Origin of the sequence: Actinoplanes italicus (assembly GCF_003001815.1) — a bacterium.
Classification (GTDB): domain Bacteria; phylum Actinomycetota; class Actinomycetes; order Mycobacteriales; family Micromonosporaceae; genus Actinoplanes; species Actinoplanes italicus.
The window spans coordinates 44,215-59,495 of sequence record NZ_PVMZ01000032.1; the positions used below are offsets into that span (position 1 = coordinate 44,215).

The following is a 15,281-nucleotide window of genomic DNA, read 5'->3' on the forward strand; positions in this document are numbered from 1 at the left end:
TAGCTCATCCACCTGCGGAGACCAGTCCGCACTCGTACCCGAGGATGACGGCCTGGACCCGGTCGCGGAGGCCCAGCTTCGCGAGGATCCGCCCGATGTGGGTCTTCACCGTGCCCTCGGAGACGCGTAGCTCGACGGCGATCTCGGCGTTCGACAGGCCCCGCGCGATCAGCGTGAGCACCTCCCGCTCGCGGGCGGTCAGCGGGTCCAGCCGATGATCCGGGCGGGCCGTCGCCGCGGCCGGTGCGCTGACGAAGTGGGCGATCAGCCGGCGGGTGGCGCTCGGCGCGGTCACCGCCTCCCCGGAGACCACCACCCGGACCGCGGCCACCAGGTCCTCGGCCAGGGTGTCCTTGAGCAGGAACCCGCTGGCACCGGCACGCAGCCCGGCGAACAGGTAGTCGTCGAGGTCGAACGTGGTCAGGATGATCACCTTCGGGGCGGGGGAGAGGGCCCGGACCCGGCCGGTCGCGGTGATGCCGTCGACGCCGGGCATGCGGACGTCCATCAGCACCACGTCCGGCCGGGTGCGGGCGACCACCTCGAGCGCCGTCGCGCCGTCACCTGCCTCGCCGACCACCTCGATGTCACCGGTCTCGTCGAGGATCATCCGGAAGCCGGTCCGCACCAGGACCTGATCGTCGACGAGCACCACCCGGACGGCCATCAGCCGCTCACCACCGGAAGCGCGGCCGGCGTGAGGGGCAGGCGGGCCAGCACCCGGAACCCGCCGTCCGGTCCCGGCCCGGTCTCCAGGGTGCCGTCGAGCAGCCGGACCCGCTCGGCGATGCCCCGCAGACCGTTGCCGGTGTCCCGGCGGAACCGGAAGGCCGGCGTGCGGCCGTCGTCGCGCACCTCGATCTCCAGGTGATCCGGGGCGAAGCCGAGCCGTACCGCCGCGGCGGCGCCCTCACCGGCGTGCTTCAGCGTGTTGGTCAGCGCCTCCTGCGCGATCCGGTACGCGGACAGGTCGGCCCCGGCCGGCAGCGGCACCGGATCGCCCTCGACGGTGAACGTCACGGCCGTGCCGGTGGCCCGGATCCGGTCGATCAGCTCCGGCAGCGACTCCACACCGGGCTGCGGCGCGAGTTCCGGCTCCTCGCGGACGATGGCGAGCAGGCGCCGCATCTCGGCCAGCGACGACCGGCCGGTGGTGACGATGTCACGGAGCGCGGTCTCCGTACGATCGGGATGTCTCTTCAGAGCCGCGGCCGCCCCCTGTGCCTGGACCACCATGACGGAGAGGCCGTGCGCGACGACGTCGTGCAGCTCGCGGGTGATCCGGGAGCGTTCGGCAGCCGTCGCCAGGGCGACCCGCTGTCTCTGCTCACGCTCCAGGTCGGCGGCGCGCCGCTCCAGGGTCCGCAGATGGATGCGCCGGCCGCGCAGGTTGTCGCCGAGCAGGTAGGCCGCCGCCACCACGAGCAGCAGGCCGCTGCTCTGCATCAGGCGATCCCCCACGCCGTCCTGCTCCTGCTCGACCATCATCGCCGGAGGTCTCTCGGGCCGGAACGCGACGGCCCGTGGATCCGGGGTGAAGGCCGGCTGATCGCCGGCCGAGGTCGGGCCGAGCAGGCTCACCCCGGCGATCGCGGCCATCAGAACGCCGCACGTGATCGCGCCCGCCCGGCGTGGCCGGTCTGCGGCGGCCAGCGCGAACAGGGCGATCAGCACGGTCAGGTCGAGTGCCTCGACGCCGGTCGGCTCGGGCACGTGATGGCCGAACGAGCCGATCGCCGTCAGGACGACCGCGAGCAGCGGGCGGTGCCGGCACACCAGCAGGCCCGCCACCATGAACAGGGTGAAGATCCACCACCGGTCGACGTCGTCGCGCAGCTCCTCGGCGGACGCGGCGGTCAGCACGATCGCGGCCGTGAGGTCGACCGCGAACCACCGCAGGCGCATCAGCCAGGACATTCGTCCAGTTTAGATACGGCGGGCCGCCGCGACGTCGGTCCGTGGTCGGACGTTCGCGTACGACCGGGGGCATACGCGCGGCCCGGACCATCCGACCGCTCGCGGACGCCCGGCGGGTGCCCCGGCGGCCACCCTGTTCCCATGAGAGCCAGGAGAATCGCCATCCGATGCGTGGCGGCCGCCGTGCTGGTCACGCTCGCCGCCTGTTCCGGCAACGGCACACCCACGTCGTCCGCCTCCTCGTACGTCCCGGCCATGTCCGACGAGGCGCTGCTCGCCCTCGGCAAGGAGGTCGTGCAGTGCATGCGGGACAACGGCCTGACCGACATGCCGGACCCGTACGTCGAGGACCACCGCCTCGCCGTGCCCGACGACGAGATGGACGCCGCCGAGGAGAAGGCCGGTGAGCAGAAGTTCGAGGCCGCCAGGGACGCCTGCCAGAAGGCCTTCGACAAGATCCCGCAGGGCGCGATCGCACAGGAGGATCCGGAACAGGCGGCGCCGCCCGGCCCGCAGGACGTCGAGACGCTGCGCAAGCTCGCCCAGTGCTTCCGCGACAACGGCGTACCGGAGTGGCCCGACCCGGACTCGGAGGGCCGGTTCCCGCTGCGTGGCACGGCGCTGGAGGGCGAGCGGCCCGAGCCGGGCAACCGCCTCCACGCCGCCCACGAGGCGTGCGAGGGGATCTGGTCCGGCCCGATCGGGATCTCATGAGCGGCCGGCGAAGGGGCCGGACGGTCGCCGCGTCACTGACCGGGGTGGTGGTCGCGGCCGGCGTGCTGGTCACCGGCTACACCCTCACCGCGACGCCGGAGGCGCCGGCCGGCGCGGCCGAGGTGCCGACCGGCACGGTCGCGGTGAAGAAGGGGACGGTCACCCAGCGGTTCCGGATCTCCGGCACGTACGGCTTCGACGGCACCTACACCGTCATCCACCGCGGCGCGCCCGGCGTGCTGACCGGCGCCGTGGCGGCCGGTTCCACGATCGGCAGGGGCGGCGTCCTGTACCGGGTCGACGGCGCGGCGGTGCGGCTGCTGTACGGCACCGTCCCCGCCTACCGTGACCTGGACATCGGCGTCACCGACGGCGACGACGTGCGCCAGCTGGAGCGCAACCTGAAGGTCCTCGGCATGGATCCGGACGGCGAGATGACCGTCGACCGGGACTTCACCTGGGCGACGGCGGCCGCGGTGAAGCGCCTGCAGAAGAAGTGGGGCGTCACCCGGACCGGCGCCCTGGAGTTCGGGACGGTGGCGTTCCTGTCCGGTGAGGTCCGGGTCGCCGCGGCGTCGATCGAGGTCGGTGCCTCGGTGGGCCCGGATCGGCCGGTGCTCACCGGCACCACCACGAAGCGGGTGGTCACCGCTGACCTCACCGCTGACCGGCAGAACCAGGTCCGGGCCGGCGACAAGGTGTCGGTCGCCCTGCCCGGCTCCGGTGCGGTCGACGGCGAGGTGCTGCGGGTCGGCAGGGTGGCCACCTCCACCACCGGCGACAACGGCGAACCCGGGCCGGCCACCGTGCAGGTCGTCATGCGGATCGCCACGCCGAAGGGCGGCTCCTCGCTTGACCAGGCGTCGGTGCAGGTCAACCTGGCCACGTCGCAACGCAGAGGCGTGCTGATCGTGCCGGTGTCGGCGCTGCTGGCCGGCCCGGGGACCGGTGGGTACCGGGTGCGCCTGGCCTCCGGGGCCCATGTGGACGTCGAGCCCGGCCTGTACGACGACACGTCCGGGATGGTCGAGGTCGGCGGTGCCCTGAAGGAGGGCGACCAGGTGGAGGTGCCGGAACAGTGACAGCCGCCCTGGAACTTCTGAGCGTGCGCAAGACGTACCCCGGAAGCCCGCCGGTCGAGTCGGTCCGCGGTGTCGATCTCACGGTGCGCGACGGTGAGATGGTCGCCGTGGTCGGCCCGTCCGGCTCGGGCAAGAGCACCCTGCTGAACCTGGCCGCCGGACTGGACCGGCCGACCTCCGGATCCGTGCGGATCGCCGGCGAGGCCCTGGAGAAGCTGAGCGAACGACGGCTCGCCGGGCTGCGCGCGCACCGGCTGGGCGTGGTCTTCCAGCAGTTCTTCCTGCTCGACCACGCCGACGCCCGGGACAACGTGGCCACCGGCCTGCTCTATCGCGGGGTGCCGGCCCGGCAGCGGCGCGCCGCCGCCGAGGAGACCCTGGAACGGGTCGGGCTCGGGCACCGGATGAACCACCGGGCCCGGCTGCTCTCCGGCGGCGAACGGCAGCGGGTGGCCATCGCCCGCGCGCTGATCGGGCGGCCCGCGGTGCTCTTCGCCGACGAGCCGACCGGCAATCTCGACTCAGGCACCGGCGACGGCATCCTCGCCCTGCTGCAGGGGCTCAACGAGGCCGGTACGACCATCGTGGTGATCACCCACGACAGCCACGTGGCCGCTGCCGCACAGCGCCGGGTCACCATCCTCGACGGGAGGGTCGCGTCATGAGCCCGCTGTCCCGGCTGCGCCTGGCCGACCTGCTGCCGGTGGCGACGATCGGGCTACGTACCCGGCCGGGCCGCGCCGCGCTGTCGGTGCTCGGCGTGGCCATCGGCATCGCCGCCCTGGTCGCGGTCCTCGGGGCGGTCCGGTCCAGTCAGGCGCAGGTGCTGGCCCAGCTCGACCGGCTCGGCACCAACCTGCTCACCGTCACCAGCGGCCAGCCCCGCGGCGGTGCCGAGGAGCAGCTGCCCGACTCCGCGGCCGCGTCGATCCGGCGTACCGACGGAGTCCTGTCCGCCTCCGCGACCGCACTGCTCGACGACGTCCACGTGTTCCGCAACGATCAGATGCCGGACAACCGGCGTGGTGGCCTGGACGTCCGGGCCGCCGACACCGCCCTGCCGTCCACCCTGGACGCGTCGCTGCTGCGGGGCCGGTTCCTGGACGGGGCCACCGCGCGGTACCCCGTCGTGGTCCTCGGTTTCCAGGCCGCGACCGTGCTCGGCATCTCCGAGGTGACCGGTCAGGACCGGGTCTGGCTCGGCGATCGCTGGTTCGTGGTGGGCGGCGTCCTCGAACAGGTCGAGCTGGCACCGGAGATCGACCGGGCCGCGCTGATCGGGTTCGGGGTGGCCGCGACCGAGTTCGGCTACGACGGGCACCCGAGCCGGGTGTACGTACGGGCCGGCACCGACCTGGTCGGGCAGGTCCGGGTGATGCTGCCCCGCGCGGCGAACCCGGAGAGCCCCGGCCGGGTCGCGGTCAGCCAGCCGTCCGAGGTGCTCACCGCCCGGCTGGCCGTCACCGAGACAACCACGTCGCTGTTCCTCGGTCTCGGCGCCGTGGCCCTGCTGGTCGGCGGGATCGGCATCGCCAACGTCATGGTGATCTCGGTGCTGGAGCGGCGTGGTGAGGTGGGCCTGCGGCGGGCCCTGGGCGCGGCTCGCCGGCACGTGGCGGCCCAGTTCGTCATCGAGTCGATGCTGCTCGGCACGGTCGGCGGGGGAGTGGGCGTGCTGCTCGGAGCCGCGGTGACCGTGATCCTGGCGAACCATCAGGGCTGGCAGCCGATCGTCCCGCCGGAGGCGGCCGCGGGCGGGCTGGCGGCTGCCGTCCTGGTCGGCACGCTCGCCGGTCTCTACCCCGCGTTGCGGGCGGCCCGGATGGCCCCGACCGAGGCCCTCCGGACGGCCTGATCACACCGTTACGGCCCGCTTCGAGACGACGCCGAGCAGGGTGTCGCTGAGTTTGCCGAGCACCGCCAGCAGGATGATGGCCAGCAGCATCACATCGGTACGCCCGGTGTTCTGGCTGTCGATGAGCAGGAAGCCCAGCCCCATCGACGAGGCGATCAGCTCCGCCGCCACGAGGAACAGCCAGCCCTGTGCCAGCCCGAGCCGCAGCCCCGACAGGATCGCCGGGGTCGCGGCCGGGAACAGCACGGTCGCGAGCAGTGGCAGTCCCCTGCGCCCGTACGCCCGGCCGACCTCGATCAGGTGCGGGTCGATGTGCGCGAGCGCCGCCGACACGGTGGTGTAGACCGGGAAGAACGCGCCGATCGCGACCAGCACGATCTTCGGGGTCTCGCCGATGCCGAGCCAGAGCAGCAGCAGCGGAACCCAGGCCAGCGACGGGACCGCCCGGATCGCCTGCACGGTCGGCGAGATCACGGCACTCGCCGCACGGGACAGACCGACCAGCCCGCCGAGGGTGAGACCGAGCGCCGACCCGGCCGCGAATCCGATGAGGACCCGCTGGGTGCTGATCGCCAGGTGGTGCCAGAGCTCGCCGCGCCGGACGAGCTCGCCGAGCGCGGACAGCACCTCGCCCGGTGGCGGGAGCTGCGCGGCCGAGTAGATCCCCGCCGACGCCGCCAGCTGCCAGACGACCAGGATCGCCGCCGGGAGCAGGGCCCCGGCGGCGATCCGGCCGATGTGCGGAACCGTCACGAAACGGTCCGCGCGGTGGCGTACTTCGGTTCGAAGAGGGTGTCGATCGCGGTGCGCGCGTCCGCCTCGCTCTTGACGTTGGCGTCGGCGACGAGCACCGGCAGGATCTTCTCGAAGACCGCCTTCTGCGCGGCGCCCGGCACCGGGTCGATGTCGAGCCTGGTGCGCTCGGTGAGCACGGCCTTCGCCACCGGCTCACTGATCTTGGCCTCCTTGGCGTACAGCGCCACCGCCTGGTCCGGGTTGTCCTTGATCCACTGACGGGCCTTCTCGTACGCGTTGACGACCGCCTGCGCGAGGTCGGGGTGCTCGGCCAGGAACTTCTCCCGCGCGTTGAGCACGCCGTAGGAGTTGAAGCCGACGTTGCGGTAGATCAGCTTGGACCCGGCGTCCACCTCGGACGTCGCCATCAGCGGGTCGAGGCCGGCCCACGCGTCCACGTCACCGCGTTCCAGCGCCGTCTTGCCGTCGGCGTGCTGCAGGTTCGTCACCGTCACGTCGGCCGGCTTGAGGCCCGCCTCATCGAGCGCCTGCAGGAGGAAGAAGTACGGGTCCGTACCCTTGGTCGCCGCGATCTTCTTGCCCTTGAGCTGCGCCACCGAGCTGACCGTCGAGTCCTTCGGCACCACGATGGCGGCCCACTCGGGCTGGCTGAACACGTCGATCGTCTTGATCGGCGAGCCGTTGGCCCGCGCCACCAGCGCCGCGGCCCCGGCGGTCGAGCCGACGTCGATCGCCTCCGCGCGCAGCGCCTCGTTGGCCTTGTTGCTGCCGGCCGAGAGCTGCCAGCTGACCGTGACGCCCTTGCCGGCCAGCTCGGTCTCCAGCCATTTCTGCTGGCGCAGCACCAGGCTGGCCGGGTTGTAGTAGGCGTAGTCCAGCCGCAGCGCGACGGTCTTCGCCCCGTCCGTGCTCTCGGCGGGCGCGTCCTCGCCCTGCACGCAACCGGCCAGCAGCGCGGTCGCGGCTGCCGCCGCGGCAACGGCGCGCAGAATCTTCATATCGGTCCTTCCAGGGGATCTTCTCACGGTGGTGCGGTGGTTCAGGGGGCGACGGCCGCGGGCGTACGGACCCCGAGCTCGCCGAGCAGCGACGAGCGCAGAGCGGCGAGCCCCGCGTCGCCACGGTCCCGGGGGAGGGCGCCGGGCACGTCGAGCACCAGGCGCACGGACGCGGGGCCGTCCGGGGAGGCGCCGAGCAGGACGATCCGGTCGGCCAGGTGCAGCGCCTCGTCGACGTCGTGCGTGACCAGCAGCACCGTGGTCCCGGCCTCGCGCTGCACGTCGGCCAGCAGGTCCTGCATCCGCAGCCGGGTCAGCGCGTCGAGGGCCGCGAACGGCTCGTCGAGCAGCAGCACACCGGGGCGCCGGGCCAGTGCGCGGGCGAGGGCGGCGCGCTGGGCCATGCCGCCGGAGACCTGCCGCGGCCGGTGCCGGGCGAAGTCGGCGAGGCCCACGACCGACAGCCAGTGCGCGACCTCGTCGCGGGCGCGGTCGCCGGTGACGTCGCGGGGCAGCCCGAAGGCGACGTTGCGGGCCAGGGTGCGCCAGGGCAGCAGCCGGGGCTCCTGGAACACGACGGCGCAGCGGGGCTCGAACTCGCGTACCGGCTCGCCGTCGACGAGCACGCTGCCGGCGGTGGGGGTGTCCAGTCCGCCGGCCAGCCGCAGCAGCGTCGACTTGCCGCAGCCCGAGGGGCCGAGCAGGGCGACCACCTCACCGGCGGCCACCTCGAGGTCGACCCCGGCCAGGACGGCGTGCCGGCGCCCGCTCGCGGTGAACTCCTTGGCGACACCGGAGATCTTCAGGGGTACGGCACTCATGGCGCGGAGCTTACCTAGTATTCCTACCTATTTACTAGATCTAATGGGTTACGTAATGACGTGGCGCCCGCCGCGTCTTTCACCGAAGATCGTCGGCATGAGCGCCAGACTTCGCGCGATCGCGCACGAGACGGTCTCCATCGTGGAGCGCGGGTGGTACGAGGGACCCGAGGGTGGCGTCGTCGACATCGCGGACGCCGTGACCCGCTCGGTGGCCGGCACCCGGTTGCACCTGCCCGGCGACGAGCTGCCCGAGCCCGTTCCCGCGGCCGGGCCGCCGGTGATCGAGGTGACCGGCGAGAGCAGCCTCTACGCGGCCCGGCGTCTCGGCGGCTCGGTGGCGTGCCTCAACTTCGCGTCGGCCCGCAACCCTGGCGGCGGCTTCCTGACCGGGGCGCAGGCGCAGGAGGAGAGCCTCGCCCGCGCCTCGGCGCTCTACGTGTCGCTGCGGGAGGCCGCCGACTTCTACGCCTTCCACCGGGCGGAGCGGAGCCTGCTCTACACCGACCGGGTCATCTACTCGCCGGCGGTGCCCGTCTTCCGCACCGACCGCGGGCGGTTTCTCACGGAGGCGTACAACGTCTCGTTCCTGACCTCGGCCGCCCCGAACCGGGCCATGATCACCCGCAACCAGCCGGATCTGCTGCCGGAAGTGCGCGGAGCGCTCGCCCGGAGGGCGGCGCGGGTGTTGCGGGTCGCCGCCGCGCACGGCCACCGGGAGCTGGTCCTCGGCGCGTGGGGATGCGGAGTCTTCGGCAACGACCCGGGCGAGGTCGCGCGGGTGTTCGCCGAGGCGTTGCACGACGGCCCGTGGTTCGACCGGGTGGTGTTCGCGATCCTGGACCGCCGGGAGACCGTCCGTGACGAGTTCCGGGCCGCCTTCGGCATCTGACGGTAACGTTGCGGCCGGGGTGCCGCATGACGACCGTTGCCGAGGATCCGCTCGTCCGTCTCGGGCGCTGGGCGCTCGCCAAGATCTGGTTCGGCGTGGTGCTCTCCGGTGCCTGGGCCCTCGGGCGGCATTTTCACTGGCCACAGGCGTTCCTCACGGCAGCGGCGGTGCTCGGCGCCGTCGGGCTGGCGCTCGCCTCGTCGTTCCTGCCGATCTGGACCCGGCAGCGGCCCAGCGGCATCCCGGTCGCCGACATCGGCCTGCGGGTGATGGTGTGGGGCGGTCTGACCGTCTCGGCGATCGCCCTGCTGGTGGGCGAGCCCGCGGTCGGGATGGTGGCCGCCGCGCTACTTCTCAACACGGCGGCCCGTACCTTCGGTGACCCGTTCGGCCCGCTCCTGCGCCGGATGCGGATCACCCCGCATGCGCGATGGGTCAGTCCTTCTGCGCCTGCCGCCAGTCGCGGACGGCATCCCGCGTCCGGTCGAAGATCGCCAGCGGCGGACCGGCGATCAGGTTCGCCACCGGATTCTCGCCCGCGGCCGGGTGTGGCCGGGTCGGCGAGACCGCCTCGGCCGCCCGCACCGCCCCGGCCATCCGGACCAGAGCGTCCGGATCGGTCTTCGTCCGCAGCAGCGGGAACTCCTCCTGCTCCTCGTGCAGGGCGTGGCTGAGCACCGCGGCCTCGAACGCGGCGAACCGCTCGTCGAACCCGGGTGACTCCACCCCCAGGTCGTAGAGTTCGGACAGCGCCCGCTTGGCGTCGTTCTCCTCCTGGAGGCGCGCCTCCACCACGGCGTCCCCGGCGTCGTTCCGGGCAGCCGGGTGAACCACCTGCTCCTCGGCGCTCTCGTGCACCGCGAGCAGCCGGGTCAGCTCGTGGAAGGCGTCCCGCCTCTGCTCACCCGTGGACTGGTTGACCCTCGTGAAGAGGGCCTTGATCTGTTGATGCTGGCTCAGCAGCAGCTCGATGACGTCCTGTTCGCTCTGCACCGTCGTCATGTCTGACGTCTACCCGCGGGCATGCCGGCCTAACGTCCCGGCGGGGCCTGCCGACGAGATGGTTACAGGCAACTCTCCAGCACCCGAACCGGGGGGAATCAAGGATGAGTGGAGTGGCCGGTGGTCGGTCCCTGTGGGCGGACCTCAGTGTCAGCTTCAAGATCATGACGACGGTAGCGGTGGCCGCTGTCGTCGCGTTGCTGGTCGGTGTGCTCGGTCTTCGCGCGCTCGCCTCGGCCAGCGACTCGGCCCAGGGGATCTACCGCAGCAACGTGGTCGGGGTCTCCGCGCTCGGCGAACTCAAGGCCGGGATCAACCAGACCCGGGTCGACCTGCTCAACCATGTCGTCTATCGGGACGCCGCCACGAAGGAGAAGTACCGGAAGGCCTTCGCGGACGATCTCGCCGAGGTGGCCGCCGCCCTGGAGGCCTACGAGGCCAGCGGCCCCGTGGTGAGCACCGAGACGCTCGACGGCGTCAAGGCCGACTGGCAGGGCTACGTCGGGATCGCCGAGCAGGAGCTCTTGCCCCTCTCCGACCGCAACGACCTGACCCGCTGGGCCTCCATACGCACCGAGAAGATCGGCCCGCTGGTCACCGCTTTACGGGAAGCCCTGGACGGCATCGAGGCAGCCGAGAACAAGGCGGCCGCGGCCTCCGCCGCCGACGCGCGCTCCGCCTACGAGTCCAGCCGGCTTCAGTCGATCCTGCTGCTCGTCCTCGGCATCGCCCTCGCCGCGGCGATCGGACTGATGGTCGCCCGCGGCATCGTCCGCTCCCTGACCCGGGTCACCGTGGTCTGCGAAGGCCTCGCCGACGGCGACCTCACCCAGCAGACCGGGCTCACCAGCCGCGACGAACCCGGCCGGATGGGCCGCGCCCTCGACGCCGCCGTCGCCCGGCTCCGCGACACCGTCAGCACCATCGGCGGCTCCGCCGTCACCCTCGCCAGCGCCTCCGAGGAACTCTCCACCGTCAGCGCCCAGCTCCAGGCCGGCGCCGCCGACGTCGCCGACAAGGCCGGCACCGCGAGCCACGCCAGCGAGAACGTCAACGTCGGCGTCCAGTCCATCGCGGCCGGCGCCGAAGAGATGAGCGCCTCCATCACCGAGATCGCCTCCAACGCCGCCGACGCCGCCCGCGTCGCCCAGGAGGGCATGGGCGTCGCCGAACGCACCAACGACCAGGTCGCCCAGCTCGGGGCGGCCAGCGCCGAGATCGGCGACGTGGTCAAACTGATCACCAGCATCGCCGAGCAGACCAACCTCCTGGCACTGAACGCCACCATCGAGGCCGCGCGTGCCGGTGAGCTCGGCAAGGGGTTCGCCGTCGTCGCCGGTGAGGTCAAGGAACTCGCCCAGCAGACCGCCAAGGCCACCGAGGAGATCACTGATCGGATCGGCGCCATCCAGGAGTCCAGCGGCTCCGCGGCCACCGCGATCGGCGAGATCACCCAGGTCATCCAGCGGATCGGCGACTACACCACCACGATCGCCTCGGCCGTCGAGGAACAGACCGCGACGACCGGCGAGATGAGCCGCTCGGTGGCCGACGCCGCCACCAGCAGCGGCGAGGTCGCCCGTACCGTCTCCGGGGTCGCCGAGGTAGCCACCGCGACCGCCGACGGCGCCCGGGCCACCCAGCAGGCCGCCGTGGACCTCACCCGGCTCGCCGGGGACCTGACCAACCTGGTCGGCGGCTTCCGCCACTGACCTGACCACGGCTCGGCAGAGAGGACGCCGGTGATCACGGAGACGCCTTACGGACTGGCACGGCCCACGATGGACGACGCGCGGGCCGCCATCCACCGGGTTCATGCCGGGGACGGCCCGCAGGTCTGGAGCCGGTTGCTGAAAGCGACCGGGCTCACCGGCGACGAGGGCGACGGGCTTGAACGGATGCTCGCCGCGATGCACGACGCCGATCCCACCTCACGGCTGTGCGCGCTCGCCCTCCGGATCCGGATCACCTCACACACCCAGCTGGCCGCCGCCGCCCGCGTGATTCCGCCCTCGTCCCCTCTTTCGCCTTCGTCATCCGGGGAGATGCTGTGAGTACCGACCTGTTCGACCGTCTCGGCGTACCGGAACGCATCCGCGAGATCGCCGGATACGACCTCTTCGACCCCGACCTGCGGACCAGTCTCGACGCCATCGCCCAGCGCAGCGCCGGACTGCTCGAAGCACCCGTATCACTGGTGTCGATGGTGCTCGACATGTCGCAGTTCATCATCGGCTCGCACGGGGTGGCCGGGTGGGTCGCCGAGGCCCAGGGCACCCCCGCCGAATGGGCCCTGTGCACGCACACGGTTCTCGCCGGTGAGCCGTACTGCGTGGTCGACGGGAGAACCGACCCGCGGCACGCCGACAACCCGTTCCTGCGGATGACCGGCCTGCGCAGTTACCTCGGGGTGCCGCTGATCGGGCGCGGCGGGCACGCGCTCGGCGCGCACTGTGTCATCGACGCCAGGCCGCGCATCTTCTCCGATGTGGACCTGGCCGTTCTCAACGACGGCGCCGAGAAGTCGATGAAACTGCTCGACGCGTACCGGCTCAGATAGCCTTCGCCACGGTTCGGGTCGCCTTCTCCGCGGCTCCGGTTCGGGTCGCCTCCTTCGCGGCTCCGGTTCGGGTTGCCTTCTTCGCGGCTCCGGTTCGGGTCGCCTTCTTCGCGGCTCCGGTTCGGGTTGCCTTCTTCTCGGCCCCGGCTCAGGTCGCCGGGGTGCCGTTCCACTTCCAGTTCTCCCGGCGCGGCAGGCCGGGCAGCTCGATCCGGCCGGCCGCCCACAGCAGCGCCGCCCGGCGGGATTCCACCTCCGCCGTCGCGTCCTCGACGTCGCGGAACAGGCGGCGCAGCGCCCGGCCGCACAGATCCTCCGGCGGTGCCCACGACCAGCCCAGACCGATGGCCACGTCATACAGGTGGACAACGGTCTCCACCACACCCATGGCGGCGAAACCCGCAGGATCCGAGATGCCGTACGGGTGGAACGCCCGCCGTTCCGCCGGCGCCACCTCGACGACCGCCGCGAGCAGGCCACCCGACGACTCGAGCACCTGCACGAGCCCCTCACGGTTCGTGGTGTCCCCGCCGAAGATCGTCAGCGCGGGACCCCCGGGCCGGTTGCGCCGCCAGCCGAACGGCACATAGGACGACGCCGGCGTGTTCTCGGCGGCGATCTGACCCGCGTATGCGAAGAGGTCGTCGGCGATGTGCTCGATCGTCTCCCAGCAGGTCCAGATCAGGTCACCGGCCGGGACGTGCCAGTCCATGTCGGAGGCGGCCCGGAGGGTGCCGGCGGCGAGCGAAACGGCGGTGCGCACATCGGCGGCAGAGGTCATTTCGGGAATCTATCCGTACGGGTGAGTGCCGGCCCACGCATTTTTGTCATACCCCCGGCGCATCATCGGGATATGGGAGAACCAGCAACGCCGATTCGCCGCCGGATCGAACTCACGGTCGCTGAGGCTCGCCTGCGGTTCCAGCAACTGGTCCGGGTGACCGGGCTGACCGGGCAGGTCACCGTCCTGGTCGACAACGGCCGGCCGATCGCCGCGATCGTGCCCGCATCCGACGTGATCGACAATCGTCGCGCGGCACCGGGAGATCCATCCGCGTCTACTGTTCCCGCCATTCCCCTCCACCGCCCCGATTCTGTTTCCCCCGCTTCTCCACCTACTTCCGCTTCTTCTCCTCCTTCCGTGAATCCCGCTTTCGGCCGCCGTCCCCGTCCCGGCGTGCCGGTCCCTCCAGCAGGCCCGTCACCGTCCGTCCCACCCGGCCCTTCGCCGGCCGCCGCCTCACCCACCGGCCCCTCGTCGGTGAGTGCCGAAGGCTGGATGCGGCGGATCGAGAAAGTCCGGGAGGACGTCCGGCGGCAGCATGCCCAGCGGATCGGCGAGCTGTCCCAGGCTCTGGACGAGGCCTGGCGGATGCTCGACGCCGTCCGGCCACCGGGCACCGACCGGGCCGCCGACACCCTGCGTGCCACGCACGCCGACCTGCGAAAGGCCCGGTGATCAATCACGACTTGGCCGATAGGAGCGGGGTTAAGATCGGACGATGGCTCGACCGCTCGACCTCTTCGTCCCGGGAGTCGTCTACCTCGACGTGATCTTCACCGGCCTCCGCGAGCTGCCCGCACCCGGCGCGGAGGTGTGGGCGAGCGGCATGGGTTCCTGCCCCGGCGGTGTCGCGAACCTGGCGGTCGCCGCGAGCAGGCTCGGCCTGCACACCGGTCTGGGCACCGCGCTGAGCAGCGACGCCTACGGCGAGTTCTGCCATCGGGTGCTCAGCAATCAGGAGGGCATCGACATGTCCGCCTCGCGCCGGGTAGACGACTGGCACTCTCCGGTGACGGTCTCCCTGGCGTACGACCGCGACCGCAGCATGATCACTCACGGCCATCCACTGCCCACCGACTCCGACGGCCTGGTCAACGGCCTGCCACCGGCCCGCAGCGCCGCGGTGAGCCTGGCACCCGAGGGCATGGGCTGGGTGCGGCGGGCCCGAGCCGGCGGCACGATGGTCTTCGCCGACGTCGGCTGGGACGAGACCGACCAGTGGTCCTGCGACGTTCTCGGCGTCCTCGCCGACTGCCATGCCTTCCTGCCGAACGCGGTGGAGGCTATGCGTTACACCCGCACCGACGAGCCCCGCCAGGCGCTGGAGAAGCTGTCCGGCCTGGTCCCGGTGGTCGTTGTCACCGACGGCGCCGACGGTGCCCTGGCCGTCGACGGCACCACCGGCGAGGTGGCGACCATGCCCGGCGTGCCGGTCGAGGCCCTGGACCCCACCGGTGCCGGTGACGTCTTCACCGCGGGTTTCATAACCGGCACCCTGGGCGGCTGGCCCCTGGCCGACCGCCTGGCGTTCGCCACCCTGGTGGGAGCCCTCTCGGTCCAGCACTTCGGCGGCTCCCTGTCGGCACCCGGCTGGGGCGACATAGCCGACTGGTGGCACACCACCCGCCACACTCCCGGAAACGCCGGCCTGATCACCCGCTTCGGCTTCCTCGACGACGTGATCCCACCCGGCCGGCGCAACGCCGTCCACCGAGCCACCGCGACGATCGCCCGCCTCTCCGACGCCCAGCCCGACAGCTGACCCGCCCGGAAATGCCCCATACTCGCCCGGCTGTGTCCTTCCGCCGCCTCAGGACAGCCGGGGTTGGTGGCCGGGTCTCACCGTTGTCTCAGGGTGGCCGAGACGACGGTGAGACACAGCCGGGAAGATCGGTTCGCG

The 15,281-nt window shown here is 72.1% G+C and carries 17 protein-coding genes; 10 read left to right on the forward strand and 7 right to left on the reverse strand.

Annotated features, from left to right (window positions below; translation table 11 throughout):
* Window positions 1-4: 4 nt before the first annotated feature.
* Window positions 5-667 (reverse strand): response regulator, encoded by a 663-nt coding sequence (locus tag CLV67_RS45795; RefSeq protein WP_106330265.1) that lies wholly within the window; start codon window positions 665-667, stop codon window positions 5-7.
* A complete protein-coding gene (locus tag CLV67_RS45800; RefSeq protein WP_106330266.1) occupies window positions 667-1,917 on the reverse strand; it encodes a sensor histidine kinase in 1,251 nt (416 codons plus the stop codon). The genes CLV67_RS45795 and CLV67_RS45800 overlap by 1 nt, the downstream gene beginning before the upstream one ends.
* Before the next feature lie 141 nt (window positions 1,918-2,058).
* Between CLV67_RS45800 and CLV67_RS45805 the strand changes: the two genes are divergently transcribed.
* The 4 genes from CLV67_RS45805 to CLV67_RS45820 are packed head-to-tail and all read left to right on the forward strand — an operon-like array spanning window position 2,059 to window position 5,568.
* Entirely contained in the window at window positions 2,059-2,631 is a 573-nt protein-coding gene (locus tag CLV67_RS45805; protein ID WP_146169571.1) for a hypothetical protein, read from the forward strand.
* Entirely contained in the window at window positions 2,628-3,713 is a 1,086-nt protein-coding gene (locus CLV67_RS45810) for a peptidoglycan-binding protein (RefSeq protein WP_106330268.1), read from the forward strand. The genes CLV67_RS45805 and CLV67_RS45810 overlap by 4 nt, the downstream gene beginning before the upstream one ends.
* Window positions 3,710-4,378 (forward strand): ABC transporter ATP-binding protein, encoded by a 669-nt coding sequence (locus CLV67_RS45815; RefSeq protein ID WP_106330269.1) that lies wholly within the window; start codon window positions 3,710-3,712, stop codon window positions 4,376-4,378. Before CLV67_RS45810 ends, CLV67_RS45815 begins: the two co-directional genes overlap by 4 nt.
* Window positions 4,375-5,568, forward strand: coding sequence for an ABC transporter permease (locus tag CLV67_RS45820; RefSeq protein ID WP_106330270.1), 1,194 nt, complete (start codon window positions 4,375-4,377; stop codon window positions 5,566-5,568). Before CLV67_RS45815 ends, CLV67_RS45820 begins: the two co-directional genes overlap by 4 nt.
* On the opposite strand, the gene CLV67_RS45825 is transcribed toward CLV67_RS45820, so the two are convergent.
* Genes CLV67_RS45825 through CLV67_RS45835 form a run of 3 tightly spaced genes read right to left on the reverse strand, consistent with a single transcriptional unit; the run spans window position 5,569 to window position 8,143 of the window.
* The gene (locus CLV67_RS45825) at window positions 5,569-6,321 is read right to left on the reverse strand and encodes an ABC transporter permease (protein ID WP_106330271.1); all 753 of its coding nucleotides are present in this window, start codon (window positions 6,319-6,321) and stop codon (window positions 5,569-5,571) included.
* Window positions 6,318-7,322, reverse strand: coding sequence for an aliphatic sulfonate ABC transporter substrate-binding protein (locus CLV67_RS45830; protein ID WP_106330272.1), 1,005 nt, complete (start codon window positions 7,320-7,322; stop codon window positions 6,318-6,320). Before CLV67_RS45830 ends, CLV67_RS45825 begins: the two co-directional genes overlap by 4 nt.
* A 41-nt stretch (window positions 7,323-7,363) precedes the next feature.
* The gene (locus tag CLV67_RS45835) at window positions 7,364-8,143 is read right to left on the reverse strand and encodes an ABC transporter ATP-binding protein (RefSeq protein WP_106330273.1); all 780 of its coding nucleotides are present in this window, start codon (window positions 8,141-8,143) and stop codon (window positions 7,364-7,366) included.
* A gap of 97 nt (window positions 8,144-8,240) precedes the next feature.
* Between CLV67_RS45835 and CLV67_RS45840 the strand changes: the two genes are divergently transcribed.
* Window positions 8,241-9,035 (forward strand): TIGR02452 family protein, encoded by a 795-nt coding sequence (locus CLV67_RS45840; RefSeq protein ID WP_106330274.1) that lies wholly within the window; start codon window positions 8,241-8,243, stop codon window positions 9,033-9,035.
* A gap of 435 nt (window positions 9,036-9,470) precedes the next feature.
* Here the strand turns inward: CLV67_RS45840 and CLV67_RS45850 are convergent, their stop codons facing one another.
* Window positions 9,471-10,037: a hemerythrin domain-containing protein gene (locus CLV67_RS45850; RefSeq protein WP_106330276.1), complete on the reverse strand. Its 567-nt coding sequence runs from the start codon at window positions 10,035-10,037 to the stop codon at window positions 9,471-9,473.
* 164 nt (window positions 10,038-10,201) lie between these two features.
* On the opposite strand from CLV67_RS45850, the gene CLV67_RS45855 reads away from it, so the two are divergent.
* From CLV67_RS45855 to CLV67_RS45865, 3 genes are read left to right on the forward strand one after another with little or no spacing between them, the layout of a single operon-like run.
* Window positions 10,202-11,749, forward strand: a complete 1,548-nt coding sequence (locus CLV67_RS45855; RefSeq protein ID WP_239166881.1) for a methyl-accepting chemotaxis protein — start codon at window positions 10,202-10,204, stop codon at window positions 11,747-11,749.
* 30 nt (window positions 11,750-11,779) lie between these two features.
* Entirely contained in the window at window positions 11,780-12,091 is a 312-nt protein-coding gene (locus CLV67_RS45860) for a hypothetical protein (protein WP_239166880.1), read from the forward strand.
* A complete protein-coding gene (locus CLV67_RS45865; protein WP_106330278.1) occupies window positions 12,088-12,597 on the forward strand; it encodes a GAF domain-containing protein in 510 nt (169 codons plus the stop codon). Before CLV67_RS45860 ends, CLV67_RS45865 begins: the two co-directional genes overlap by 4 nt.
* A gap of 148 nt (window positions 12,598-12,745) precedes the next feature.
* On the opposite strand, the gene CLV67_RS45870 is transcribed toward CLV67_RS45865, so the two are convergent.
* The gene (locus tag CLV67_RS45870) at window positions 12,746-13,378 is read right to left on the reverse strand and encodes a maleylpyruvate isomerase N-terminal domain-containing protein (RefSeq protein WP_106330279.1); all 633 of its coding nucleotides are present in this window, start codon (window positions 13,376-13,378) and stop codon (window positions 12,746-12,748) included.
* A 72-nt stretch (window positions 13,379-13,450) separates the two neighbouring features.
* On the opposite strand from CLV67_RS45870, the gene CLV67_RS52980 reads away from it, so the two are divergent.
* Window positions 13,451-14,056, forward strand: a complete 606-nt coding sequence (locus CLV67_RS52980; RefSeq protein WP_203737779.1) for a hypothetical protein — start codon at window positions 13,451-13,453, stop codon at window positions 14,054-14,056.
* A gap of 43 nt (window positions 14,057-14,099) precedes the next feature.
* Window positions 14,100-15,143 (forward strand): carbohydrate kinase family protein, encoded by a 1,044-nt coding sequence (locus CLV67_RS45880; RefSeq protein WP_106330280.1) that lies wholly within the window; start codon window positions 14,100-14,102, stop codon window positions 15,141-15,143.
* Window positions 15,144-15,281 lie beyond the last annotated feature (138 nt).